General features: G+C 54.6%; 20 protein-coding genes and 2 pseudogenes. 8 read left to right on the plus strand and 14 right to left on the minus strand.

What is annotated here, in order from left to right; translation table 11 throughout:
- Positions 1-23 precede the first annotated feature (23 nt).
- On the minus strand, positions 24-620 hold the full coding sequence (locus ACMZ6R_RS04175; RefSeq protein WP_416109626.1) for a tyrosine-type recombinase/integrase: 597 nt from the start codon (positions 618-620) through the stop codon (positions 24-26).
- A 413-nt stretch (positions 621-1,033) separates the two neighbouring features.
- On the opposite strand from ACMZ6R_RS04175, the gene ACMZ6R_RS04180 reads away from it, so the two are divergent.
- The 6 genes from ACMZ6R_RS04180 (at position 1,034) to ACMZ6R_RS04205 (ending at position 9,776) form a co-directional block, all read left to right on the plus strand.
- Positions 1,034-1,834, plus strand: coding sequence for a ParA family protein (locus ACMZ6R_RS04180; RefSeq protein WP_416109627.1), 801 nt, complete (start codon positions 1,034-1,036; stop codon positions 1,832-1,834).
- The gene (locus ACMZ6R_RS04185) at positions 1,815-3,191 is read left to right on the plus strand and encodes a hypothetical protein (protein WP_416109628.1); all 1,377 of its coding nucleotides are present in this window, start codon (positions 1,815-1,817) and stop codon (positions 3,189-3,191) included. Before ACMZ6R_RS04180 ends, ACMZ6R_RS04185 begins: the two co-directional genes overlap by 20 nt.
- A gap of 218 nt (positions 3,192-3,409) precedes the next feature.
- Positions 3,410-5,110, plus strand: a complete 1,701-nt coding sequence (locus tag ACMZ6R_RS04190; RefSeq protein WP_416109629.1) for a hypothetical protein — start codon at positions 3,410-3,412, stop codon at positions 5,108-5,110.
- The gene (locus ACMZ6R_RS04195; RefSeq protein WP_416109630.1) at positions 5,107-8,127 is read left to right on the plus strand and encodes a glycosyltransferase; all 3,021 of its coding nucleotides are present in this window, start codon (positions 5,107-5,109) and stop codon (positions 8,125-8,127) included. The genes ACMZ6R_RS04190 and ACMZ6R_RS04195 overlap by 4 nt, the downstream gene beginning before the upstream one ends.
- Positions 8,128-8,139: 12 nt before the next feature.
- Positions 8,140-8,802, plus strand: coding sequence for an FkbM family methyltransferase (locus ACMZ6R_RS04200; protein ID WP_416109631.1), 663 nt, complete (start codon positions 8,140-8,142; stop codon positions 8,800-8,802).
- 5 nt (positions 8,803-8,807) lie between these two features.
- Positions 8,808-9,776, plus strand: coding sequence for an NAD-dependent epimerase/dehydratase family protein (locus ACMZ6R_RS04205; RefSeq protein WP_416109632.1), 969 nt, complete (start codon positions 8,808-8,810; stop codon positions 9,774-9,776).
- Between the two features lie 401 nt (positions 9,777-10,177).
- Here ACMZ6R_RS04205 and ACMZ6R_RS04210 read toward each other — a convergent pair whose 3' ends face one another.
- The 4 genes from ACMZ6R_RS04210 to ACMZ6R_RS04225 form a co-directional block, all read right to left on the minus strand.
- Complete coding sequence (locus ACMZ6R_RS04210) at positions 10,178-10,489, minus strand: ATP-binding protein (protein ID WP_416109645.1); 312 nt, start codon at positions 10,487-10,489, stop codon at positions 10,178-10,180.
- Positions 10,378-10,953 (minus strand): ATP-binding protein, encoded by a 576-nt coding sequence (locus ACMZ6R_RS04215; protein ID WP_416109633.1) that lies wholly within the window; start codon positions 10,951-10,953, stop codon positions 10,378-10,380. The genes ACMZ6R_RS04210 and ACMZ6R_RS04215 overlap by 112 nt, the downstream gene beginning before the upstream one ends.
- On the minus strand, positions 10,950-12,521 hold the full coding sequence (gene istA / locus ACMZ6R_RS04220; RefSeq protein ID WP_416109634.1) for an IS21 family transposase: 1,572 nt from the start codon (positions 12,519-12,521) through the stop codon (positions 10,950-10,952). Before istA ends, ACMZ6R_RS04215 begins: the two co-directional genes overlap by 4 nt.
- Before the next feature lie 140 nt (positions 12,522-12,661).
- The gene (locus ACMZ6R_RS04225) at positions 12,662-12,835 is read right to left on the minus strand and encodes an ATP-binding protein (RefSeq protein WP_416109635.1); all 174 of its coding nucleotides are present in this window, start codon (positions 12,833-12,835) and stop codon (positions 12,662-12,664) included.
- Positions 12,836-13,034: 199 nt separating this feature from the next.
- On the opposite strand from ACMZ6R_RS04225, the gene ACMZ6R_RS04230 reads away from it, so the two are divergent.
- Entirely contained in the window at positions 13,035-13,400 is a 366-nt protein-coding gene (locus ACMZ6R_RS04230; RefSeq protein ID WP_416109646.1) for a recombinase family protein, read from the plus strand.
- A 92-nt stretch (positions 13,401-13,492) separates the two neighbouring features.
- Positions 13,493-13,825: pseudogene (locus ACMZ6R_RS04235) on the plus strand (IS66 family transposase); the annotation flags it as partial.
- A 225-nt stretch (positions 13,826-14,050) separates the two neighbouring features.
- Here the strand turns inward: ACMZ6R_RS04235 and ACMZ6R_RS04240 are convergent.
- The 9 genes and pseudogenes from ACMZ6R_RS04240 to ACMZ6R_RS04280 form a co-directional block, all read right to left on the minus strand.
- Positions 14,051-16,192, minus strand: coding sequence for a hypothetical protein (locus ACMZ6R_RS04240; protein ID WP_416109636.1), 2,142 nt, complete (start codon positions 16,190-16,192; stop codon positions 14,051-14,053).
- A complete protein-coding gene (locus tag ACMZ6R_RS04245; protein WP_416109637.1) occupies positions 16,129-17,022 on the minus strand; it encodes a class I SAM-dependent methyltransferase in 894 nt (297 codons plus the stop codon). The genes ACMZ6R_RS04240 and ACMZ6R_RS04245 overlap by 64 nt, the downstream gene beginning before the upstream one ends.
- Before the next feature lie 127 nt (positions 17,023-17,149).
- Positions 17,150-17,500: pseudogene (tnpA, locus tag ACMZ6R_RS04250) on the minus strand (IS200/IS605 family transposase); the annotation flags it as partial.
- A gap of 124 nt (positions 17,501-17,624) precedes the next feature.
- Positions 17,625-18,623, minus strand: coding sequence for a glycosyltransferase family 2 protein (locus ACMZ6R_RS04255; protein WP_416109638.1), 999 nt, complete (start codon positions 18,621-18,623; stop codon positions 17,625-17,627).
- Between the two features lie 114 nt (positions 18,624-18,737).
- A complete protein-coding gene (locus ACMZ6R_RS04260; RefSeq protein WP_416109639.1) occupies positions 18,738-19,586 on the minus strand; it encodes a methyltransferase domain-containing protein in 849 nt (282 codons plus the stop codon).
- 57 nt (positions 19,587-19,643) lie between these two features.
- A complete protein-coding gene (gene asnB, locus ACMZ6R_RS04265) occupies positions 19,644-21,545 on the minus strand; it encodes an asparagine synthase (glutamine-hydrolyzing) (RefSeq protein ID WP_416109640.1) in 1,902 nt (633 codons plus the stop codon).
- Between the two features lie 166 nt (positions 21,546-21,711).
- Positions 21,712-23,172, minus strand: a complete 1,461-nt coding sequence (locus ACMZ6R_RS04270) for a B12-binding domain-containing radical SAM protein (protein WP_416109641.1) — start codon at positions 23,170-23,172, stop codon at positions 21,712-21,714.
- Complete coding sequence (locus tag ACMZ6R_RS04275) at positions 23,169-24,467, minus strand: hypothetical protein (RefSeq protein WP_416109642.1); 1,299 nt, start codon at positions 24,465-24,467, stop codon at positions 23,169-23,171. The genes ACMZ6R_RS04270 and ACMZ6R_RS04275 overlap by 4 nt, the downstream gene beginning before the upstream one ends.
- A 110-nt stretch (positions 24,468-24,577) precedes the next feature.
- Positions 24,578-24,802, minus strand: a complete 225-nt coding sequence (locus ACMZ6R_RS04280; protein ID WP_416109643.1) for a hypothetical protein — start codon at positions 24,800-24,802, stop codon at positions 24,578-24,580.
- Between the last annotated feature and the right edge of the window lie 171 nt (positions 24,803-24,973).

Here is a 24,973-nt window from a genome sequence, read left to right on the forward strand (position 1 = left end):
CTTTCCGATATGTTGCCCTGACTTCACAGTTCGTTGGCGTACACCGACCGGATTTCTTCCGGCTGGATGCACAGGTAGGTGAGCGTCTGGCGTTGCGTGGCATGCCCGAAAATTTCCATCAGCGTCGGGATATCCACGCCAAAGGTCACGCGCTGGTGATAGCCCCAGGTCTTGCGCAAGGTGTGCGCGCCGTAATGTCCGGGCAGGTTGATGGCCCCGCACCAGCCTTTGACCAGGGCCCACAGGTACTGCTTGGTGATCGGCCCGCGCTGGCCCAGAAAGAAGCGTTCCTCGTCCGCGAAGCCCCGCGTGGCCAAAAGCCCCGTCATCGCCTTGCGCACCGCGCCGTTGGCGGTCAACTGCCGCTTCTTCCCGGTTTTCCGTTCACGTTTGGCCGCGCCGTCCGGGTCGGCCAGGATTGCGCGAACCTCGCCGGCCGTAAGCGACAGCAGGTCGCAGCCGCGAAGCGCCGTGTTGATGCCGACCACAAAAAGCGCGTAGTTGCGCGGACTGTCCGCCAGCAATTTCTTGATGGTGGCGATGGCCCGCAAGCTTTTGATCGGCTCCACGGCGATGGAGCTCCCCCGCTGGGGATGATTCCTGTTTCCGTTTCCGGCCATTTTTCCCCTCCCACCGCATTTTAACTTTTACTCCTTATTTGAGTATGAGTTAATGAGCAAGGCAGGTCTTTTTCAGGCGCCTGGCCTCAAAATACGCCTAACACCATCAATTCATGCGCTTTTATACGATTCATGGCTCGTTAACTTTTTAAGAAAAGTTAACGAGAAGAGTCGACCAAAACAATGCCCTCCTCGCGCACCATCTCCTTTTCCCGGATGATTTGTTGGCTCCTGGCGAAATTGTGCAAAACGCGCCTGATGGACAGCTTCTGGCTGGCGGGTGTCATGCCTTTCCCGCTACGCTTAAAGGCAACGCAACATGGCTGGCCGCCTGGAATATCCCATGGATTGCGTTGACAAAAATTTTCCTCGGTGGAAATATGCCCGATAGGGAAATTTAGGGGGGAGTGAAAATGGCAGGACCCATCATTATTACCGTGGGCAACAATAAGGGTGGGGTTGGAAAATCGACAACTTGTATAAATCTTTCCGCAGGGTTGGCCCGTGAAGGCGCGAGCGTGCTTGTGGTGGACGGGGACCCGCAATCCAACACGACGTCCACCCTTTTGCCGGATTTTGGGTTGCGAGAAAATTCCAGCCTGGTCAAGGCGCTTGAGGACCCCGAAGGGGCATTCAGTCCCAATGCCTGCGCCACGAAAACGGAACATCTTGAAATCGTTCCCAATTCCATTCGTTGCATGGAATGGGAAGTCCGCTCCTACGCCGGCATCGATTCGGTGCTGGGGTTTTCACGGCTGTTGCAAAACGACAAGGACATCGGCCGCTACGATTACGTGCTGATCGACACGCCGCCCAATATCGGCCCCATGCTGCGAAATGCCCTGCTCATCTCGGACTACGTGCTCGTCCCGTGTCCGGTGGGGGACCAGTACGCCCTGGACGGCTTTTCCACCTTCGTCCAGGTGCTGTCCCAGGCCAAACAGCAAAACAAGAAACTGCTGCTTTTGGGCGTGGTGCTGACCAAGTTCGACGGCCGGGCCGTGACCCACAAAAAGAACAAGGGCCGGATCCGGGCCTTTTTCGATGCCAAGGGTATCCCGGTGTTTGATACGGAAATTCGGGTTAACATCGACATCGATCGCGCGCATTCGCACCGCAAGTCCATTTTCGAGTTTGACGCCACCAAATCCGGCGCCCTGGACTACCACGCCCTGGCCCGCGAGGTGATCGCTCGTGTCGAAAAACAAGCCTAGTCTGTCCGAGGACCCTTTTGCCACGATCCCGCCGCAGGAGGTTTTCGACGCCTTTCCTTCCCTGACGGCGTTTCCGGAAAACGCCATCGCCTTTTTAACGGGCAAAACGTCGGCTCCGCCCCCGGACGCGCCGCCATCGCCGACGATCCCCGAGGCCTCGCCCCGGCGCATGACGGAGCCAGCCAGTCAGCCAGCCACACAGTCGACCAGTCAACCAGTCAGTCCCCCAGATACGACGCCGGTCAGCCACACCCATACGCAGTCAGCCAGTCTGTCAGCCACACCAAAGGCCAATCAAAAAACCGGTCTGTCAGCCAGCCAAACAAAAAGCCTCAAGGAAAGCCAGTCTCAAGACCTCACAGAAGACCTTACTTTAAGCCGAACTATAGGCCATGAAAAAGACCTCTCAAGAAGCCAGACATTGGGCCGCGCCACGGTCGCCGACCGGCTCAACGACAACCAGCGCCGCGTCCTGAATCTGCTCCTGCAGACCAAGCCCTACATCGTCAAATTCCGCGACATCGCCGCTGCCCTCGATATGCGGGAAGCCTCCGTACGCACGATCATGCGCCGTCTTGACGCCCTGGGTTTCCTAACTTTCCGCAAGGCTCGGGACGGCAACCTGCAGGGCGTGCGCGTGGTATTCAACCAGCCGCTCATCGAGCAATACCAACAAGACCATACATGCGACCAAACTGTAACCCCCTCATTGAGCCTTACAAGAAGCCAATTAAAAGACCTCTCTCAAGACCTCTCTTTAAGCATGTCTCGAAGCCAGTCCATCAATACGCCACACAGCCAGTCAGCCAGTCTCTCTGTGCCTCTTGAGATAGAAAAGAAAGAAAATCTTTCTATCCAGGCCCTGGAAGGTTGGGACGAAGCGTTTCTGGAACTCATGTGGCCACGGGTTTTTGCTGCGGGGTTGCGTCAGGAGCAGATCGGCCAGGCTGCGGCCGCGCGGGAAAAGCTTGGCAAGGCGCTCGAGCGGGATCTGGTGGCCTTAAGCCTTGACCGGGCTGAATGGGAGCTTGAAACTTGGGGAAAGCTCGTGGACCTGCAAACAGGCGAACCGGTGCGGAGCGTGCCCGCGTATATTTTTACCGCCCTGGCCCGCTGGGGCGTGTTGCGGGCGCATCCGGAATACGTCTCCAGGGAGGAGGCCGAGGCCGAAGCCGCCGTTGCCGCCTTGCGTCGCCGCAAAGAGGCGCTGGAAACCCTTGAAAGCGTCCGGTTCGAGCAATACCGTGACGCGCTTACGGCCAAGGAATTGGAATCGATCATGCAAGGATTTCCCGGTGGTTCGAAAGATGCCTGGATCAAAAAGCATTGGCGGAAAAACGTGCGCGACGTTTCCTGAACGGCCGTGCCGGCCCGCCAGACGGTTGGCTGCTTTTGTCAAAAGCGCGTACGCGTCGCATAAACGGCATGTTGCACGCTGGTTTTATGCCGCCTCTTTCTGTCAACGGCGTGACGCCCGTTGCAACTGTCATGGGCTACATGCCGCGGAGGATATCATTGGATACGACGCCTTCACCAAAGCGCTCCATGGCGGAACTGTGTCGCACTGCGGGCGAAATGCTTGAACGAAGAGATTTCGATGACGCCCTGGCCTTGTTTATCACGGCGGTAAACCGCAATCCGTTTGAACCGGTGGCCCTGGCCGGGCTGTCCAGGACGCTGAAGGCTCTGGGGCGATTTCCCGCGGCGGCGGGACTGCTCGAAGCCAGTCGGGATTTTGCCGCTTTTCCCCTGATCAGGAAGCACTACGCCTCGGATGCAAGCCGGCTCGATGCCGCTTTGGCGGGGACTTCCGGCGCGGTCGTCTCCCTGCTTGTACCGACAAAGGACAGGTTGCAGCTGCTGTTGGATTTCCTGCGCAGCATTCCTGACGCGGCAAAGGGCGTGGCTTGTGAGGTGTTGTTGCTTTATGCCGATCCGGATGCCGGCGCTCTGGCCCTGCGGGAGCTGCCCGGGGTGCGCCTGTTTGACCAGGCGAGGTATTTCATCGACCGGCCAAGTTGGCCGCGAATGATGAATTTCCTGCTTTCCCGGGCGACTGGCCGCTACATGATGTACGCCTCGGACGATATCGTCTTTGATCCTGGCAGCATCGAAACAGCCGTTGCCGTGGGTGACGCCGCCGGTTGGGACTGTTGTGGCGTGGCCATGGCCTACAGGAACCTGACCGCTGATAACGCGTGGAAGGACTTCGGCGTGGATCTCACCCTCGGTCGGCAAATTCTTGTCAATTACGGGTTGCTGCGCACGGAGCAGGCCATCGAGGTCGGCGGATTTTCCCATGCCTACCAGTTCTACTGCGCCGACGGGGACCTGTGCCTGAAGCTGCTGCATCGCGGCAAGGCCATTCTACCCGCCTTTACGGCGCGTGTTTCCCATAACGATGTCCAGGACAAGCTCAAGGCCGCCAATTTTACCGCCGCCGATAAGGATATCGCTCTCTATGGATCTTTGTGGCAGCCGGTCTTCGGGCCGCTGGATGTAAGCCGTCGCCGCATCGACCGGGATGACGCCCCCGAGGCCGTCACGGCGTGGGCGGCCCTGGCCCGGGCCAAGCGGGAAAGCCATTTTGCCGCGGCAAGGGCCGTGCTGCCGGACGGTGCGCCCGTCAAACTGCACCTCGGCTGCGGCGAACAGTATCTCCCCGGCTACGTCAACATCGATTTCCCCCCGGACCACCACACCGCCCAGCAGCGCGCCGTGGCCGACATTTTCGCGGATCTCACAAGCCTGGACTATCCGGCCGGCACCCTCGAGGAAATCCGCTCCCACCATGTGTTCGAGCATTTTGACCGGCCGGCGGCCCTGGCCCTTCTGGCGCGCTTTTGCCGCTGGCTTTGTGCCCGGGGACGGCTGGTCATCGAGACCCCGGATGTCCTGGGATCCTTTGGCCAGGTCCTGGGCGACGAGCTGACGTTTGAGCAAAAACAGGCCGTCATGCGCCACATTTTCGGTTCCCACGAAGCGCCTTGGGCCGTGCATTGCGACGGCTGGTACGGGGAAAAGTTCGTGCGGGTGCTGGGGGCGTTCGGCTTCGAGGCCGCTGTGCGCGATACGGCCTGGAACAGGCCGCCCTGGCTGCACAACACCACCGTGGTGGCGATAAAGGTCAGGGAACTGGATGATGCGGCCGTGTTGCGGGCCGTACGGCTGGTGCATTCCTGGCACATGGTTGACGAGAGCCCGTGCGAGGTCTTGAAGCTTAATAACTGGACCGCTCAAACAGCGCGCGCTGCGGGCATTACGCAAGGGTCATGACAGCAACCACCACTTCGGACATCGCCGTACTGGTTTTCAGCAAGGACAGGGCGCTGCAGCTCGAATGCACGCTGCGGACGTTTTTCGCCTGCGCCACGGACGCCGTCCGGACAACCGTCCATGTCCTCTATGCGATTTCAAGCGAAACCCATGCCAGGCACTATGCGGCCCTGGCCGAAGCGTTTCCCCTGGTCCGTTTCCATCCGGAGCTCCGTTTCCGCGAGGACGTGATCCGCTTTGCCCGTACGGGAAAATACATCCTGTTCGTGGTGGACGACGCCATTTTCGTGCGCCCTTTCGCCGTGGCCGACGGCGTGCGCGCCCTGGAGGCGCATTCGGAACTGATCGGCTTTTCCTACCGCCTGGGCCGCAACATCGTCAGCCACTACCCCACGGGCACGCGCCAAGCTACGCCCGCGTTCACTTCCCTGACCGGGGACGGGCAGCTTTGCGTGGACTGGACCGGGAGCGCCCAGTATTTCGCCTACCCCCTCGAGGTTTCGAGCTCGCTTTTTCGCACCGCCGACATTCTCCCCCTGCTCACAGGAAACGCCTTCGACCATCCCAATACCCTGGAGGCCATGTTTGACGGCTGCAAGCACGCCTTTGTGCGCACCCGGCCAGCGCTGGCCTTCTACGCGACATCCGTGGCTTTTTGCCTGCCGCTCAATGTCGTGCAGCAGCGCTTCGACAATCGTCACGCCGCCAAGGAGAATTGGACGGCGGCGGCGCTTGCGGTCCGTTTCGACCGGGGGGAGCGCCTGTTTCCAAACGGTTTGCCCGATTTCACGCCCGCTTCCTGTCATCAGGAGGTGCCGGCGGAAGTACGCGTCCCGGACACCGGCCCGGCGTCGTCCCTTCCCCACGATCCGCTTATTTCCGTCTGCATTCCGACCTACAACCGGGCAGCGTTGATCGGCGAGGCCATCGCCTCGGCCCTGGGGCAGGACTATCCCCGGCTCGAGGTGGTGGTGGTGGACGACGGTTCCACGGACGGGACCCCTACCCTGATCGGCGGCATGGACAACAGTCGCCTGCGCTACGTACGCCAGGACAATGCCGGTCGGCCGGCGGCGCGCAATCGTTGTATTATGGAGGCCCGGGGCGAATATCTCCTGTGGCTCGATTCCGACGATGTGCTGCTTGACGGGGTGGTGCGCGACGCCGTGGATATCCTGCGCCGCTATCCGGACGTGGACATCGTGTATGGCGATCTGGAATCCGTTGATGCCCGACTCACCCCCCTGCGCGTGGAAAAATACAAGGACTGGTACCGCAATCCCGAGGGGTTGCTTGCGGCCATGGCCTTTTGGAACGAGTTGCCCAATCCTGGCACCCTGGTGCGGCGGCGGTGTTTCGAAACGCTGGGTCCTTTTGCGGCGGATTATTTGCGCGCCCAGGATTATGAATGGTTCAGTCGGGTTCCTGGTCGGGCCGAAGTCAAGCACGCGGGGAGACCTGTGTGCAAATGGCGCCATCACGACAATGGCCGCGCCACCACGGGCGAGAACCTGGAATTCGACTGTCGTATCGTGGAAGCCATGTTGGCCGCCCATCCGCTGCGGGCGCTCTGTCCGGATATGGACTGGGCGCGGCTGCCGGAGGCGGTGTGTGAGGGGCTGGCCTGCCTGAAATTTGCCGACCGGTTTGCGCGTCTGGGCTGCACGGGCCGGGCCCTGGTCTGGGTGCGCAAGGCGCTTCGGGCCAAGGCCGGCCCGGAGATCAACCGGCTGGCTGCTGCATTGATGCAGGCCCTTTCGCAAAAAGCCGCGCAGGCCGGCCAGGAGGACCGAGCCCGCCAGGCGGTGCTTGCGGCCATCAACACGCCGCGCGCCCCTGGCGGAAACGGCCGGGTGCTGCTGGTTGGCGAATTCTTCTGGCCTTCCCTGGGCGGCATCGAGGTTTTTCTTGGCGATCTCGGCGCTGGTCTGGTGGAGCGGGGCTTTGCCGTGGACGTGGCGGCCAAGGCCGACCCGGCTCGGAAGGTCTTTGTCCACAGAGGGGTACGGATTTTCGAATTTCCGAACTACATGGATCCCGACAGCGCCAAGCCAGGCGGCCTTGCGGACATCGGGGCCCTGGCGCTTCGAGGCGGCTATGACGCGGTGATCCTGCTGGCGCATCCCGCGCCGCCGCCCCTGCCTTTTTACCTTCTTTCGCTGCCGCAGCCGCGCCCGCAACTCATCTATTTGCCGATCATCAATCGCGAGGACCTGGACAAGTTTCTCGACGACGGGCTCCTGCCGATGGTGATGCGCCATGTGGCCAAGGCGGACACCCTGGTCACCATCACCGAATCTTCCTGCGACGCCCAGCTGCTCCAGACCGTCGGCCTGCCGAGCTGGTTCATTCCCCACGCCGTGCACGATACCCCGGTGCCGGAGTCCTTCCGGGACACCATCGGTCTCGCCCCGGGCGTGCCGTTTTTCCTCATGGTCGCCAACTACTGGCCCGTGAAAAACCATATCGGGCTCATCCGTTTCATGCGGTACCTGGGCGGGGAGTGGAAGCTCCACATCATCGGCAATCCCCACATGGAGGACTATTTCAAGACGGTCCAGCAAGCGGCGGCAGGCGATCCGCGCATCACCGTCGCCGGATTCACGCCGCGCGACGTGACGGCCGCAGCGATACGCGATGCCGATCTCCTGTTGCTTGCCTCCAAAGGCGAGGGATGCCCCATGGTTATTTTGCAGGCCATGAACCACGGCACGCCGTGGCTGGCCACGCCCCAGTGCGGTTCGGTGCGGGATCAGGCCGGCGGCGTGGTCGTGCCTCTGGAGCATTTTCCGCGGGTGGCCGGGGCGCTTATGCAAAAGCCGCTGCTGCGCAAGGCCCTGGGGAACCTGGGACGGCGACACGCACGGGAATGCTTCAACATCACGCGGGTGACGGAGGCCTTTGCCGATCTCATCCGCCACCAGGACGTGCGCCACGATTTCCGCTATCCGGACGCGTTGCGGCGTAAAAACAATGCCGTCGTCCAGAATATTCTACAGCTGGCCGGGCTGCTGTGAGGCGAGGACCCTATGCCGGAAACCATCGAGCTCAAACTGGGCAATGGCACACTTTCCATTCAAATCCCAAAAAATGAAATTTTTCGCCTTGATGCCATTTTCAAGGAACAGGAGTACGCCATTGCCGATCCTGGTCCCGTGCACAGCGTCGTCGATATCGGCGCCAACATAGGGCTGACAGCGATCTATTTTAAAATACTGTACCCCACGGCGCGCATATGCTGCTTTGAACCCTGCTTAAGCTCCTTTGACATGCTTGAGCACAATATCGCCCGGCTCCAGGACGTGCGAGCCTTCCATCTTGCCCTGGCCGACTACGACGGTGAGGCAACGTTGCACATTCACAAGGACAATTCCGGTCAAAACAGCCTGACCAACGATGGCGCAGCGTTTACAGAGCACAAGAAGGTCCCCGTCAAAGACGCCTATTCCCTGTTTCAAAAGATGGATATCACGACGCTCGAAATCTTGAAGATCGACACCGAGGGAAGCGAACTGCCCATTTTGCGCAGTTTGGAACCCATGTTGGGGCATGTGCGCCACATCCTGGTGGAGACCCACGGGCTCGAGGACCGGAGAGCCATCGAGGCGCTGTTGCGCCATACCCATACGCTTGCGCGGGATGCCAGCCATGCCGAGGGCTTTGGCGTCCTGCAGTTTCGCCGCAAGGACTAGCGTCCATGGAAGACAGCCGTATTGCCTGCCTGGTGACGGGATGCGCCGGCTTTATCGGCAGCCATCTGGCCGAGCGGCTGTTGGCCAGGGGCTGCTCCGTCATCGGCGTGGACAACCTCGCCACGGGCCATCGCCGTAATATGGCCGCCTTTGCCGAACATCCGGATTTCACCTTTTTTGAGCGCGACGTCTGCGCACCCGGCCTTGTGGCCAAGGCCCGGACCGTTTGTCCACGGCTTTCCCATGTGTTTCACCTGGCCGCCGTGGTCAGCGTTCCGTATTCCGTGGACCACCCCCGGCACACCATGGCCGTGAATCTGGACGCTAGCGTGTCCCTGCACGAAGCCGCCAGGGAGGCCGGGTTGCGCGCGTTCGTCTTTGCCGGTTCCGCAGCGGAATACGGCGAGACCGCCACCGTGCCTATCGTCGAAGGCGCAGCCGGACCGGACACGGTGCAGCAAAGCCCGTATGGCCGGGCCAAATTTTTGGCGTCCGCCCGGATCGCGGCGTCCGGATTCGGCGTTTCCCTGCGCTGTTTCAATGTCTACGGCCCCCGTCAGAGTGCGTCGAGCCCGTACAGCGGCGTCATCTCCCTGTTCATGGAAAGGGGCTTGTGCGGACGTCCGCTGACGATTTTCGGGGATGGCGGGCAGACGCGGGATTTCGTGGCCGTTTCCGACGTGGTGGAAGGCTATCTGCTTGCCGCCGGCCTGACAGGTCCCACGGAGACTCCCCTGGCCGGCATCTTCAACGTAGGGACGGGGCATTCCACATCCATCCTCGAATTGGCCAGACTTGTGGCAAAGCTTACGGGAAACGACCGGGAACCGGAATTCTTGTCGTCACGCCAGGGGGATATCCGTCATTCCGTAGCGGATTTTTCCAAGTTTGCCGCGGCAGGATTTTCACCTAACCTGTCCCTGGAGAAAGGACTGGCCATACTTTTGGATTGGCAGCGGTTGCAAAAAGGATAGGGAGCGCAACGGTCGGCGTTGCCAACGTCTGTTGTCGTCGCTTCCAGGTCTGGACGTAGCTGCTCGGCGTCAATTACTCTTGGGCACTGACGACAACCATTTTTGTGCATCCACCTCGGCCTCAGCCATGTGATTGTCAACGCCGCAGTGATTTGACCCCCTACCGGGGCGCGTTTATTTGACCCCTTTGGACGTTTTTCATCGCCGCTGAAGCCGCGTTCTCTTTCTCGTTTTGCACCTCGAGCCGGAGCAGGAAGGCCACTCCTCTCGCCGTCGCCTGGGGTCACTCCAGTGAGAGCAAGGACGGGCGGTCAAGGCCGAGCGGAGTCTTCGCAGCGAGCCGCGGCAGCCTTGACGGCCTGGCCGCGGTCACTATTCTCCCCCTCCCCGACGGCACCTGTTTATTCTTGTTCCTGCTTGGTGTTCTTCGCCTCAGCCACACCACCTGGACGGTAGCGTCCCCGGTAGGAATCGCCTTCCATGACGACCAAGTGTGCATTCTGACGCAAGCGGTCCACCACGGCCTGGGCCATGACTGGATCGGGGAAGAGTCCCAGCCAGTCCTGCACCGGGCGGTTGCTGGTGATGATGGTCGAGGCTTTCATGACCCTTTCCGATACGATCTCGTACAGGTCCTCACCCTGGTGCTGGCTGAAGCCCGATAGGCCGAAGTCATCGAGGATAAGGACGTCCGGAGCGATGTAGCGCCTAATGGCCTTTTCCCAGGTCTGGTCGGCTCTGCGGCCAGAAGCGACCGGAGCATCTTGCCCACCTTGGTGAACAGGACGCGATATCCCTGGCGACAGGCCATATGCCCCAGGCCTTGGGCGACATGGGTTTTCCCGACCCCGGTCGGACCGTAGAGGATCACGGACTCCCGCCGGTCGATGAAGGTGCAGGTGGCCAGGTCCCGGATCTGGGCGGGCCTGAGCTTGGGCAACGCACCGAAGTCGAAGCCTTCCAAGGTCTTCTCCTCCTGGAAGGCGGCTTTCTGGATGCGTTGGGCGGCTGCCGCCGCTGCCCGGCGCTCGATTTCGTCCTGGAGGATGAGGTGGAGGAACTCCAGGGTGCCGATCTCGCCGTTTTGCGTCTGGGCCACCCGGACGTCCAGGGTGTGCAGGATGCCGGAGAGCTTGAGGGCCTTGAGTTTTTCCCGGAGATGGTGGTCGATGGTCATGACCGGCCTCCGGCGTGAAGCTCCATCGCGTAATACGATCCCGGCCGAAGGAAGCCTTGTCCTTCCTGGGATAGCTCGACAGTGCTGGCGGTCGGAAGAGGAAGTTGGTTTTCCAGGCCCTGGTCGAGGATGCGCTTGATGCTTTGGTATCGGGTGTTACCGAAGGCCATGGCCCGGGCGCAGGCCCCGTCCAGGCGACGGTCGCCATACCGTTCCCCGAGCCGCAGGATGCCTTGGATTTTTCGCAGGTTACGCAGCGTATTCTGATGAAGCAGCGTGTCCACCAGCTCCGAGACATGTTCTCCCATGGTTTTGGCCTGGTGCCGTAACCGGCTGGGCTCCGGCATGCAGTAGGCGACCTTGGCCGGAGGCAGGTCCGACGGGTCCGTGCGCCGAAATCCCGGGTACGGCGCCGGAAGATGCGTCTTGACCAGCTTCTCCTCGAAAAAGACCTTCACGGTCCTGGCGCTGCCCCGCACCCAGACCTTACGGTGAAGATACCGGCTCGGCATGGAGTAGAAGGCCTTGCCAAAGAAGATGTAGTGGTCGGGATGGACCGTGCACTCCTTCCAGGTCGGGATCTCGAACGGCTCGGCTGGCAACGCCTTCAAGGCGGACCGCTCCACGCTTTGGAAAACCTCGTACGGCTTGCGCTGGGTCGTACCATGGACGGTCATGCCGACTTCTTCCCGGCACCAGAGAAGCGCCCGCTGATTTGCCTCGTGGACGTCGGCGAACTTGCGCCCGGCCAGAACTTGCTGCCGCACCACCGGCACCTGCCGTTCCACCTTGCCCTTGTGCCGGGCCATCCGGGCCTTGGCCGGATCGATCAGAAAGCCGTAATGCTCACCGCACTCGGCATAGGCCCGGTTGATGGTGGGGTCATAAATGTCCGCCTTGATGACCCCGGCCTTGAGATTGTCCAGCACCACGGTCTCCGGGACGCCGCCGAAGAACTCAAACGCCCGACGATGACAGTCGATCCAGGTGGGCGAGTCCTGGCCAAACACGAAGCGGACAAACCGGTGCCTGGAATGGGACAGGACCATGATGAACGCCCAGGCCTTGCGTCTGCGGCCGGTCTGGGGATCAACCATCAAGCCGACATAGCCGAAGTCGACCTGTGCCTGCTGCCCTGGCGGCGTCTCCATTCGGACCGTCAGGGTCTTGCCGATTTTTCGAATGTGCGCGCGGACATACGATTTCACGGTGGTGTAGCCGACCTGGAGGCCGTGGTCATCTCGAAGCAGACGCCACGCCTGCTTGGCGGTCATGTCCTTTTCCTTGAACCAGGCTTCGAGCTGGGCATGAAAAGGGGACAGCTGCGATGTGGCGGGACCCGAGGACGCAGGCTGCGGCCCCGGAATGTACAGAATGTCGACCAGGCGCTCACGGCTGGGGAGTGGTTCCCCTCGGCGCAGTCCGGCCTGTTTTGCCAAGCGGACGTACTTGCGAACCGTGTTGCGCGAGAGGCCAAGCGACTTCACGATGGTCCTAAGCCCTTGTCCGGCATGCCAATGGTAAATGGCTTCGACCTGTTCGGTCATGGTGATCACCCTCCGGGCCATGTCCCCTCCCCGAAAGAAAATTTCCTTCGGGGATAATCATCCACATGGCGGTTTGGGCTTCACCGGCGATCAAGAGAGGGGTCAAATAACTTCGCCCTGGCAGGGGTCAATTCCGTTCGCCCCGACATTCGCCAGGGGGGTCAAATAGCGCCGCCCCCGACACGTTTGGCGATGAGCAGCTTCTGCACCAGGCGGTAGGCCGGGATGAACAGCACCGAGTGATCGCGCCGGACAAGCTCATGCCCAATAGCGCACAGCAAATGTGTTTTTCCCCGCCCCGGCAGGCCGAAGGCCACGATGTTTTGTAAGCGCAAATTCCGCCCCTCCTTGCTTGGGGCAGAATGGGAGCTCGGTAGAAGGGGCGGAATTTGCGCTTACTCTGCATCGCCATGGGATGTAGCCATTCAAGGAGGTTCTGATAGTGAGCCGTAGTAAAGGATTGGTAGCCGTAGACCTTCATCAGGCGCAGCATGTGCTCCCGGCGGGTGGGTTGTCGTCTGGCGGCTCGACCGCCTGGGCCGGTCTCTCAAGGACCTTATCAGACACGTGGAGACAATGGAGGAGCGGAAGATCGGCCTGCGCAGCCTTCAGGAGTCGATTGACACCACCACGAGCGGGGGCAGGCTGTTCTTCCACATTTTCGGGGCGCTCGCGGAGTTCGAGAGGAATCTCATTAGGGAGCGGACGATGGCGGGTCTCACTGCAGCACGAGCCCGAGGAAGACAAGGGGGAAGGCCAAAGCTGCTTGATCCGGAAAAGCGTCGGCTGGCCGTGGAGCTTTACCAAGGCAAGAAGCATACGATCATCGAAATCTGCCGGCTCATGGGCATCTCGAAACCCACCCTCTACTCCTATGTGGAGGAGGCCCGCGGCAGGTAACTTCCAGGTGCGGGCCTCTTCGCCGCCTGGCCGGTCTGAGCCGTCCCAGTATAGTTCTCAGGGCTTAGCGTACACAAATTTCCGTTTGGTGCGGTGACCCCATCAACTATGCAATCAAGCAGTGGGACCGGTTGGTCGTCTATCTGGAGGACGGCCGGTTGCGCCCGGACAACAACCTGGCCGAGAACGCCATCCGTCCCTTTGCCGTGGGCCGCAAAAACTGGCTCTTCTCCGGCCATCCGCGCGGAGCCGACGCCTCGGCCACCATTTACTCCCTCATCGAGACGGCCAAGGCCAACGACCTGGAGCCATACCGCTATCTGCGCCACCTCTTCGAGCACTTGCCGGCCGCAACCACCGATGCCCAACGCAAGGCGCTCCTGCCCCAGCATCTCGAACCCCAAAGTCTGATCGTCTCTGCCTGAGCTTATCCTGCAGCCAGCGGCCCTCACAAGATGGGCCTTATTGAACGCTTACAACATGGACGTCCACCCGGCCTCCAGCCGTGTCCAACTCGACGTCGGCAACAAACCACGGGTCGCTCAGCCCCAGAATCCGAGAATACAGGTCCGTGTCCTTCATGGTCACCCTCCGGCGCTGACCATAGCCGGTCACCTGCCCATGAAAAAGTCGGAATGGCCTAAATTTTTTCAATATAGTTGTTTCATCTTTGTCTTTGGCACGAATATACTTATTTTGAAAGGGTAACTTGGATGAGCGTCAACTTCTCCAATAAAAAGGTAGTCGTTTGTAAAATTCAAGTTTATCTTTTGGAAAAAATCCTTAAGGCCTTCAACTTCTTCTGTATTCAATAATAGAAATGAAGCGTTTATCCATGGTGCATTAAGCTGTTTGATATAATTTATGTAAAATGAAGAGCGTATGAACTTGCCATTATAACTGTGATCCATGAGCCAAGTATAGCCGCCTAGAAGATAGATTTCTCGCGAAAGATTGTTGAATGCAAAGAAGCTGTCGCCAAATTTAAATGTTGTTTTGGATTTAAGTATTTCATGAATTTTTGAAATTAGGTTGTAAGTATCTTCGTCGAGAAGTATCTTTTTCGTCCGAGAGGAGTATGGTAGTTTGTATTTAAAATTTTTTATATTTTCAAATGATTTATAGTAGAACACAAACTGAGAATTAAAATTAAATAATAAAAACACAGTTATTGGCAAAAAAAAGATTGTAAAAAATAAATTTTTGTGTCGTTGGCTTGTCCCGAAATAACGCAGGTAAAGACTGTAAAAAAAAAGAATAAGCAAAAAAAGGTATTCGAAGCCATAATGTTGAAGTGTCTGGTTTGATCCTGCTTGCGCGGCAAAGTAAGCTGAAATCGCCAACAGCAAAAAGTGCCGTATAAAAGTGCTTGGTACAGTCTCCAGCCCATAAATATTTTGCCTTAGCTTTGTATAACCATATAAAATAGCAGCCCAAAGTACGAGGAAGCTCGTGTCAAGATTTAAACCTACTTGCCGGGATGAGAGGATGCCATTGATTATATAGACATCAAGGCAGTAAATATATATCAAGCCTACAAGGCATGCTGATGAATAGTAGCTCGTTCGAAGAATAATATCCGTATAAAATTGTGTGCATAAATGTCTTTGTTTTAATGTCTTATAAACGATGAATGTAAAACATGTCGTGGTGATGCAAAGTAAAAATATATAAAAAAGATTTGACGTATATTTTTTAAGCTCAACAAATGGATTTGTCAAAATGGAATAGAAGTCGTTTATAGTTCTTAAAATATAAGCTATTAGGCTTGTTGAAAAATAATCTGGCCTGCCTAGGCTTTCCTGCATTGCTTGAATTCTTTCAAGCCCAAATCTGACCATTTTTATCCAAGAGCTGTATGGTTGTATCATTCCAAAATAGTACACAGTAAAAAATAGAATCCCTGACATAAAAAATATCAGATAAAAAAACTTGGTCATAATTTTCGGAAATTTAAATATATAAAAAAAAGAAATTATCACAAAAAAAAGTAGCCCAGAAGATGGTTTACAAAAAAAATCGACAGCAACAACAAAACCAGTTGAAAAACTAGTCGTAACTAATATTAGATTTTTAGGATAAATATCTGAAATAAAATAAAATATTATGACAAGGTAAACGCACCAAAGAATCAAGTCATGATGGTAAAATGGCCAAGCCAAAAATTGCATAGGAAACATTGTCCCGCCAAGGAGTGTTAGAAAAAAAACAGTAACCGCTTGATATTTATCAAAATAAATGTTGAATTTTTTTGTTGACCAGAGAGCAAAAAGAAAAAATATTATTCCAGACAGGATTAAACTGATTATAAATCTAAAATAGCGCAGGAAAACAGGCTCTATTTTTAAAAAGTCTAGAGATCTAAATATAAAAGGAGTCGCCGTCAAAAAGGGATTTTGATCAGGTTTTTCAAAAACAAAATACATAATTCCAGAATCACCATTAAAAAAACCTCGAGGGATAAGGTAAAAAGAAAGCGCCAGCATGAATAAAGCGGTTAAGCCGATCAGGCAATTTAAAGAGCTGGCAAGCCACTCAAAAATAAAACCTTGATAAAATTTTTTTTGAAACAAATTATTCACCAGCATGCGGTAACCCTTAAGGTAATACGGATAGGTTGGACAAATTGACGGCGCGGTTAATCTATCGTCCGGTAGGCACTCATGCCCAAAATTCAAGGATATAGGTCCGTGTCCATCATACGTCCCATCGCGAAAAACATGGTCATTCACTTCCCCACAGAAGAGTCGAAAGGATCGCCAGGCACTGCCATTGTTGGTGGTTTTTGGCATGTAATGTAGATATTTGTTCCTTCGCCTAAAGTGGCATGTATTTTATATATACATTTCATCGCAAAACGCATAAAATTATTTTGTGTTGCCTTGTTAACGTCATAATTGTCTTGACGTATTGTTTCGATAATAAAGTTTGTTTCTCTAAGGTATTTTTCCAGAACATTTGGGGTAAAGTAGTAGATGTGATACGCTGGATGCAATCTTTTCAGTGCGCCCGGGAAACCAAACCTGTTCAAAAAAAGTCCAATGATATTCAATAAATTCTTTGTGCTTACCGTACTAAAAACAAGTGTCCCACCAGGCCTCAAGGCAGACCAAGCGGCTTGAAGCCAAGCCCTAGGGTTATTTACATGTTCTATAATATCAAACGCAACGATGGCAAAAAAACTGTCGGGAGGTAAGGAAGCCTGTTCTAAGGGGCGCTCGTTTACAATAACAGAATATCGATTCCGCAAGGACTCCGCCAATGTTTTCGATATCTCTAATGCTTCAATCTCTATTTTTTTTTCTAAACAAAGCTCTATGAAATCTCCAGAGCCAGGGCCAACTTCAAGGACGCGATTGCCAGGGCGATAGCGATTTTTTAGAAGTTCGAAATATTGTAAAATTCTTTTATAATGGGTGGAATTGTTATTTTTATTTAATTTAAAATAACTTTTAAATGGAATGCCTCCATCGGAGTTTAATGCCGCCAATTCTGCATACGTTGGTACCGGGTAAAAACTTCTGAGGCCACAGGAGCAACAAACGACAAGACTTCTGCCGTAAAGCTGCCCAATTTGCTTGAATGAAGAATTATTACAACAATTACAGCGATAAATGTGCATGGCGATCAATCATGTTTGCATGTTGTTGGAACGTGGCTATTCTTTAGTCAGATACCCCCGGCAAAGCCGGGGGCTTGCACTTGTGAGCCGCTCAAAGCGGCTTAATATTGGGGCCGCCTAAAGGCGGCTATTCCGTGACCAGTTTGAGCTGCTCAAGCCGCTGGTCTTCTTGCTCCTGCCGGCGAATATATTCTCGGATCACCTTTTCGTCACGACCAACGGTCGAAACAAAATATCCGCGTGCCCAAAAGTTTTGACCTGCGAAATTGCGCGTCCTACCCTGCACTTCTCGGGCAATATGGATCGTGCTTTTTCCCTTTATAAATCCTACGACCTGGGCAACTGCATACTTGGGAGGAATCGCAATATACATGTGAACATGATCTTTGCACAAATGCCCTTCCAAAATGTTGCTCTCGCGCTGCCGAGCCAAAACGTGAAACTTTTCGCCCAAGCACCCACGAGTTTTACCAAATAGCACTTCATCGAAAGCCTCTCCATCGCTCACTTTGAGCTGCTCACAGATGGAGAGGCTTTCTTCTACTCCCGCATAAGTCAAACTTTTGAGGTCCCCCGGCAAAGCCGGGGGGGGGGCCATTGGACTAAAAGTCAATAGTCGAATTGTTTGGTGTGCGTTTTTTTATTTTAAAATTTTCTTGAAGCAAATTCATGCATCGCAAATGATAGAGCATCTCCTCTGAGAGTTTCCGTTGAGTCGCAAGTAGTGATGTTAGCAAGCCCACCAAATAGACTATACAGGAAATCATCAGCAGGACGCCAGCAAGGGTGAGAGACGGCCATGTGCTTGTAAACGGAGAATTAAAAAAATATACTAGGACAGCAAAACGGATGGTCAAAAATATTGCTGCTGCGAGAAGGAGTGTCGCAATTCCATTGAAAATGAGTGCTGACCTATAAATAGTTAAAAGAAAAATGATTGTTTTAAACTGCTTGGTCAAGTACTGAAAAACACTTTTGTACAAACGAGACTCACGGGTTTTGGGGTTCACTCTTACCGGAACATATCCGATCTTCATATTCATCAACCCACCTTGGACTATTGTTTCGATACAGTAGGAAAAATCGGATAAGATGTTAAGCCGTAGCATAGCCTCTTTACTGTAAGCCCTAAAACCACTTACTGCATCAGGAACATCTGTTCTGGATATGAGTCGAACAACAAAACTTCCGAAAATCTGAAGCATCTTTTTACTATTCGAAAATTCAAAATGGTCTTTTATTGGACGACAGCCTATAACAATGTCGGCACCCTTTGCCAACATCTCTTTGACAAGCAATACGATGTCTCGGCCATTGTATTGGTTGTCGCCATCGGTATTAACCAAAATATCCGCACCATTTTTCAATGCATTTTCAATACCGCTACGGAAGGCCGCCGCTAGTCCAGTATTGTGGGTGTGCTTTATGATATAATCTACATTGCATTTATTGGCGATGGCAATTGTGTTGTCTGTTGACCCGTCATCGATAATTTGTGTTTCGATGTGATCGATGCCATCAATAAATGTTGGGAGGTCCTGTAATACAGATTGCAATGTTTCTTCTTCATTATAACAAGGGATTTGGATTATTAGTTTCATGTTACCGCCGTGCTAAAACAAATATAAGAAGGCTTGTGTAATAGCCATAAAAGAGCAACCTGCTTGAAAGATTGGGATATGACAAGATACTAACCTGAACGACGCTGATCCGCGCTAATTATCGTCATGTGAATTCGATAATAACTTACTCAATCTATAGATAAAAGATATGTTCACATTGGCACCACAAAATCTGAATGGATATTGATATAAAATGTCAATTGAAAAATGCTTTTGAAGCGCAGAATTGACAGAAAATACAGTGTTGCAATGGTCCTTTTTTATAGCCTTTAAGTAGTCTATCCCCAATAGTTTTGAGTTGCGTCGAGTAGTTAACAAGAATCGCCCCAGGCTCCAGGCCAAGCCTCCCTCTGTAGGGATGGCCACATACATATGCCCATTTTTGTCAAGGATATTAGCTGTAGATTCTATAAAAGATTCAAGATAAAATATATGTTCCAGCGTATTTAAGCAAAATATATTTTGAAATACTCCTTGAACTAACGGTGGCATTAACATATCGCAATATATCAAAGTTGCATCTGGATGCAACGATCGACAATGCTTAAGTAATTTTAAGTTATTATCAATGCCGATGATGTCTTTATCTTTCCCAATGGAACTGAATCCTGAGCCTATACCACAACCTAAATCTATATAAGGAGGGATAGCTGGTTTTGCAATATTCCGGAGAGCGTTCTTCATGCTGCTCTCAATTCTTGCTGTCAGGGAACCTTTTTTGTAATGAGCTGCGTGAAGGCGGGTTATCTGGGAAAGATATTTTTTGTAATCCGGATCATCGTAGAAAGGGATTGTTTTTTTTTCAGGGGGAAATAAGAGCATATGTATCCCATTTTCAATAAGAAAAATGCGTCCGCAGGATTGGCAAGAATGTTGCTCTGGTGTCGATAAAAGCTTTCCCCCACAGCCAGGGCATTTTATATATTTTTTTAAGTCTTGCATGGCTTCCTACATTTTCTCCCGGAATGTTGTATATATCAGCAAACAACACTATTAACTCTAAAAATCACTATATTCACGCAACCAAAGTTCGAGAAGTAATAGTGACATTATTTGTTTATTCTCGATTAACTCACATGAACGAACTCGTGAAGTGTAACGCTCAATATAAGATTGATTAAAAATCCCACGATTAAGGCACCTTCTACTTAATAGGACATCCTGTACAAAACAATCAAATTTTTTATTGAAACATTTCTCAAATGGGATGTAAAAGGCTTTTTTTTTCACTGATGCAGTTTTTCGCGGCAATGATTGACGCATTGCCCGGCGTAAAATAACTTTTGATTGGAGCCCTCGCCATCTCATATGTGTCGGAAGTGCAAGAGCATACTCCACAAGTCGGTGATCCAGAAAAGGCACACGTGCTTCCAATGAATGGTCCATTGACAGGGCATCCTGTTTGGCCAGGGTATAGTCAGCCAACCAATTTTCCAGATCACATGCAATAAGGGAATCAAAAAAACTTTCTCCCTCGACCAAGGCGTTGTGGAGCAAATCAAGTACGAATGTGTCGGCAATCGATGCTTCATAACTTCCTTGGGCCAACAGAAGGCGCTTGTCCTGCTCGCGAAATACACAGGCCAATTGTAAATACTGCTGTCCGACATCGTGTCTGACTAACATATCTAAAAAATTAATTAATTTTTGTTTTCCTTTCTTCCCCAATGCGGCGGGGTAGGGGAAAAAACAATTCAAAAACTTGTCCGAGCACTTTCCCAGCATCCATCGGCCCAAGCGTAACAGCGCATCCGGCGTCACCCGTTGTATGGTCTGTCCGGTGGAAAGCGCCAAATGATGCACATATCCTGCCAGGATCTCATCAGCACCCTCACCGGACAAGACCACTTTTACACGAGAGGCTGTGGCCTTAGCCAAGAGCCATGTTGGCAGGATGATTGCGTCGCCGATAGGTCGGTTCATGCTCGCCATCACCTGGGGAAGCAGTTCAAACTGTCCCGACTCAATGGTCAAAGCATGGTGTTCGGCACCCAGATACTGGGCCAAGGCATGGGCTTCGGCGCTTTCGTCCACCCCGGCACCAAAGCCGCCAATGGTGAATGTCTGGATCGGTAGTGACGTCAACTGCCGCATGACCGTCACGATGGAGGCGGAATCAATCCCGCTGGAAAGGTAGGCGCCAATGGGAACATCACTTCGCATACGAAGCCGCACGCTGTCGATAAAAAGATCACGGAAACCCTCCACCCAATCTTTGGTGCTTCGCGGGGCCAGCTTGGCAGCCCTGGCATGCCAGTAACGTACCGTGCGGCTTTTCCCCTCTTGGAAAACGAAATATGATCCTGGTGGCAACTGTTCCACGCCGTCGAACATAGTGCCGGCCCGTGGTACATATCGGAGCGTCAGATAAGCTCCGAGTGCCTTGGTCGAAAGCGGGCCGCGCGCTTGCTTCCAACACAGAAGGGATCGGAGTTCCGAGGCAAAGGCTAGGCGGCTTCCCCACCGGCAGTAGAAAAGAGGGCGAATTCCAAGTCGGTCTCTGGCTAAGACAAGAGTCCGTGTCTTTTTATCCCAAAGGGCAAACGCAAATTCGCCGTTAAAAGATTTCACGCAGTCCAAGCCGTACTGCTCATAGGTATGGACGATCACTTCGGTATCCGTGGCTGTGGCAAAACGATGGCCTCTGGCCTCCAAATTTCGACGCAACGTCGGGTAATTGTAAATTTCACCATTGAAGACAACGACGACAGAACGGTCTTCATTGTAGATGGGCTGACCGCCGGTCGCCAAATCAATGATAGCTAGCCGCCTGTGCCCGAGGCTGACCTCATCCGTGACAAAGACCCCTTCTCCGTCTGGCCCACGGTGTCGCATGTGGTCGTTCATCCGGCAAAGTAGCTCGTCATCGCGCATCCCGGCGAAGCCGCAAATGCCGCACATAACTTAGGTATCCATCCAGGCACTGGCGTTCCATCGACGTTCATCGCGTGGACACCCCCCTGCCTCGTGAATTTCTGTATTATTAGGAAATGACGTCATAATATCATGAGTGATTGACTTTAAAAAAAGTGCTTCTGAATGTGAGAGACCCTGCAACGAGCAGGCCTTAATCGCCACCTCGGGCGAAGCGCAAGACCTTGAGGCCGGCCCGGGCATACCGATTAAACTGGCTGGGATTGCGAATCTCGAGCAGACGATCCAGCAGATAGCGCGGCCGTAGATAAAACGAACGATAGGCATGCCGCACATACCATTGCAGCCGTTCGTTGGAAAGAGAGCAAAAGGCTTGGTTGAACAGGGGCTGCGTGTGCAGTTGCGTCAGATCGATATCCGTTCCGTCCTTGATCTCGGGAATTTTTCTTCGAAGGGAATCGAAAAGCGGCGTTCCGGGATATGCGGTGAGAATACCATAGGTAACCAGGGTCGGAGCGATCTCATTGATAAAGGCGATGGTTCTGTCAAGGGTCTCGGTGGTATCGCCCGGCAGGCCAATCATCATATGCGCGTGGGTACGAAGGCCGACTTCTTGCGCCCAAGCGAAGGCTTGGCGAATAACCTCCACGGAGGAACCTTTGCCTATGCGCTTGAGCACCTCGTCGTTGCCGGATTCCACGCCCATTCGCAGCATGGTGCAACCGGCTCGGCGCATGAGGCGCATCATCTCCCGCTGAACATGGGTCACGCGAGTGGAGCAAATCCAGGTTACATCCAGGTGGCGCGCCAAGATTCCTTCACAGATAGCCGCCACCCGTTCAGGGATGGTGGTAAAATTTTCGTCCCGAAAAAAAATCTCCTTGTAGCCGAGACTCGTGCAATACTCAATTTCTTCCAGGACCCTGTCCGCACTCATGGTCCGTTCGACCCGTCCGTAAAAATAGGGGCTGGCGCAAAAAATGCATCGTCCGGGGCAGCCACGGCTAGTCTGCATGGTAGTGAAAGGGGTCCGCGAGATAATCGGATTGAAATAGCGCTCCGGCTTGAGTTGGGTCCGGTCGGCTATGGGCAAGTCATCAAGATTCTCGCTCAGCGGATAGTCGGGCCGCACAATGCAGCGTCCGTCCTGCTCCAGATAGGCGATGCCGTTGACCTTCGTCCATGAACCGTCGCCCTTTTCCAGGGCCGTGGCCACATCGCGGATGATCCATTCGGCTTCCCGGCGTGCCAGGATGTCGAAACACCCCCTGCGGCGGGAATCGGTCAGGGTCGACTCCGGCTCTGCCGTGACGTGGCCACCGTAAGCGAGCGTGACAAGCTTCGGGTTGGCGGCTTTAAGCTCGCGGAAATAGGCGCTGTCATCATTGAGCGTCGTCGTCGAGGTGAGAATGACGGCCAGTTCGCAGTCGCGGATGCGCTGCTTGACCTCTGCCAAGGAAAGGCCTTCGGCTTGGGCGTCGACCAGGACCGTGCGGTGTCCTGCCTGTCTCAGCACGCCGGCGCAATGCAGGAGCGGCAGCGGCGGGAAGGAGGCACCACCGATACGGCCTCCCTTGCACCAGCAGCCGTAAACGAGATCCCGGGCGACGTTACCTGTTTTTTCAGTATAGGGAACGATCAATGCGACATTCATACAATGCTCCTGCGCAGCCCGCGGCTGTCCAACGTGGTGACTATGCTCAGGGAGTGTTTTCCGGAAACATCCAGATATTCTTGCCCATCGCGGCGGTCAGCGTAAAAATTCGAACTGGGGACATGCATTCTACCCCATCCCCGGTTGATGACGACATCCGAGACGACCGCATCCCAGGCGAGGTCGTCCCGGATGTCAAGGCCCTGGTCCGTGATCCGCAGGCATCGACGAAATACTGCTGGCGCGGTTCGCCGGGGCTTGACGAAAAGCGCCTTTATGCGGCGGTTGATGGCTTCGCCGCCGCTCCCTATGGCGCCAAGCGCGTGACTCAAAAGCCGGTGCGGCAAGAGGGTACGGTGGAACAGTTCGGGGGACTGCAACAGAGCCAGCCTGCCCGCGACGTCCGCCTGTCCCTGTGACGCATCCCATGAAACGACCGCTTGAGGATCAGGCCATTGCGTGGTGGCCCGTCTGCCATCGGCAAAGCGCAGATCATAACCGCTATCTGCATAGATAAGTTCCCGCTCAGCGAAGCAATCGAACACACCGAGCTTCCTGAGGCTGCAGTACAGCAGATACGTGCCGCGTTCGGCTTTGACCAACCCGGCTTCGGAATAAAACATCTCCTCCGGCTTCGCTGTTGGCGATGCGGCGTCAGTATCAAGCGTCGCGCCAGCATCGAGATCAAGCAGCACGAGCAACTGGTTGGCAAGGAAAAATCCTCGGTAGCGATCGTCAAGGCCCTGCAGGGTGATGCCTCGTCCGGCCTGTTGGGCATCTGCCCATCGTGCCAGCGCTTGGCGGGCCTGGGGCAGATGCCGCAGGATGAACAGACCATGGGGCAGAAGGTATCGGGTGTTGCGCGAACCGTAGGTGCCGCCTACTGTGCCGTCAGGATGCACGAAGGGCTCAAGAAACGCCACAGCGCGTTTAAGCAGTTGCCAAGCGCGCAGGTCCTGGCTCCGCCGCCAATACTGGGCCAGAAAATTGATGCTGACCGAGGTGTAACCCGGATCGGCTCCACCGTACTCCGGGAACCATCCTTCCTTGTTTTGCGACCGGGCTAGGACATCTAAAGCCGCCTGGGCCCCTTCGCGCCAAGCCGGTGCCCCCGTCAGGGCGTATAGGTTGCCCAAGGCGGCTACGGCCCCGGCCGTGTGATTGAGTACCACCCGGTCGTGATGGCGCGAAAGCCATTGGCCGGCCTTGCTTAGTGCGTTCCATACCTCCTGGCCGATTTTGAGCGGTTCCCCCGCCTCTTGAAACCGCAAGAGGGCTTCCGTGATCATGGCCATGCTGAACGCCGTGGCGACATGGGACTGCTCGTAAGGCAGCCACTCGTCAAAAGTGCCATCGCGACGCTGCATCCGAGCCCAAAAACGGCACCCCGCTAGGACGAGGGTCCTCAGTTCTGATCGACCGTGCCACGGTGAATGCCGGTCCAAGTAGAACCCGGCCAAAGATAGAACATGGTATTGATATGTGGCGGCAGGAAATTCGCGTTCGGTTCGATAGTGCCAGTAATATCGGTCAAAACAACCGAACTCAGGTGATAAACCATCGCGATCGCACAGCGACAATACCCAAGGTGCCCAGGAATAAGCCGGGAAAAGGGCTGCTCGTAACTCACACATGTCTCATCTTAACCGTATCCAGAATTCTCTCAAACAGGCTGTGTAGCGGTCTAGGTTTTCTTGGACAGTTCGAGCGGCAAAGTTATGCCACCTTAGCGGGCTTGGCCTTCTGGTTTTCCCTGACCTGCTCCGGCGACCTGTAGCCGTGTCGACCTATCCGCCACTGC

This window comes from Solidesulfovibrio sp. C21, from assembly GCF_047785625.1.
Taxonomy (GTDB): Bacteria; Desulfobacterota; Desulfovibrionia; order Desulfovibrionales; family Desulfovibrionaceae; genus Solidesulfovibrio.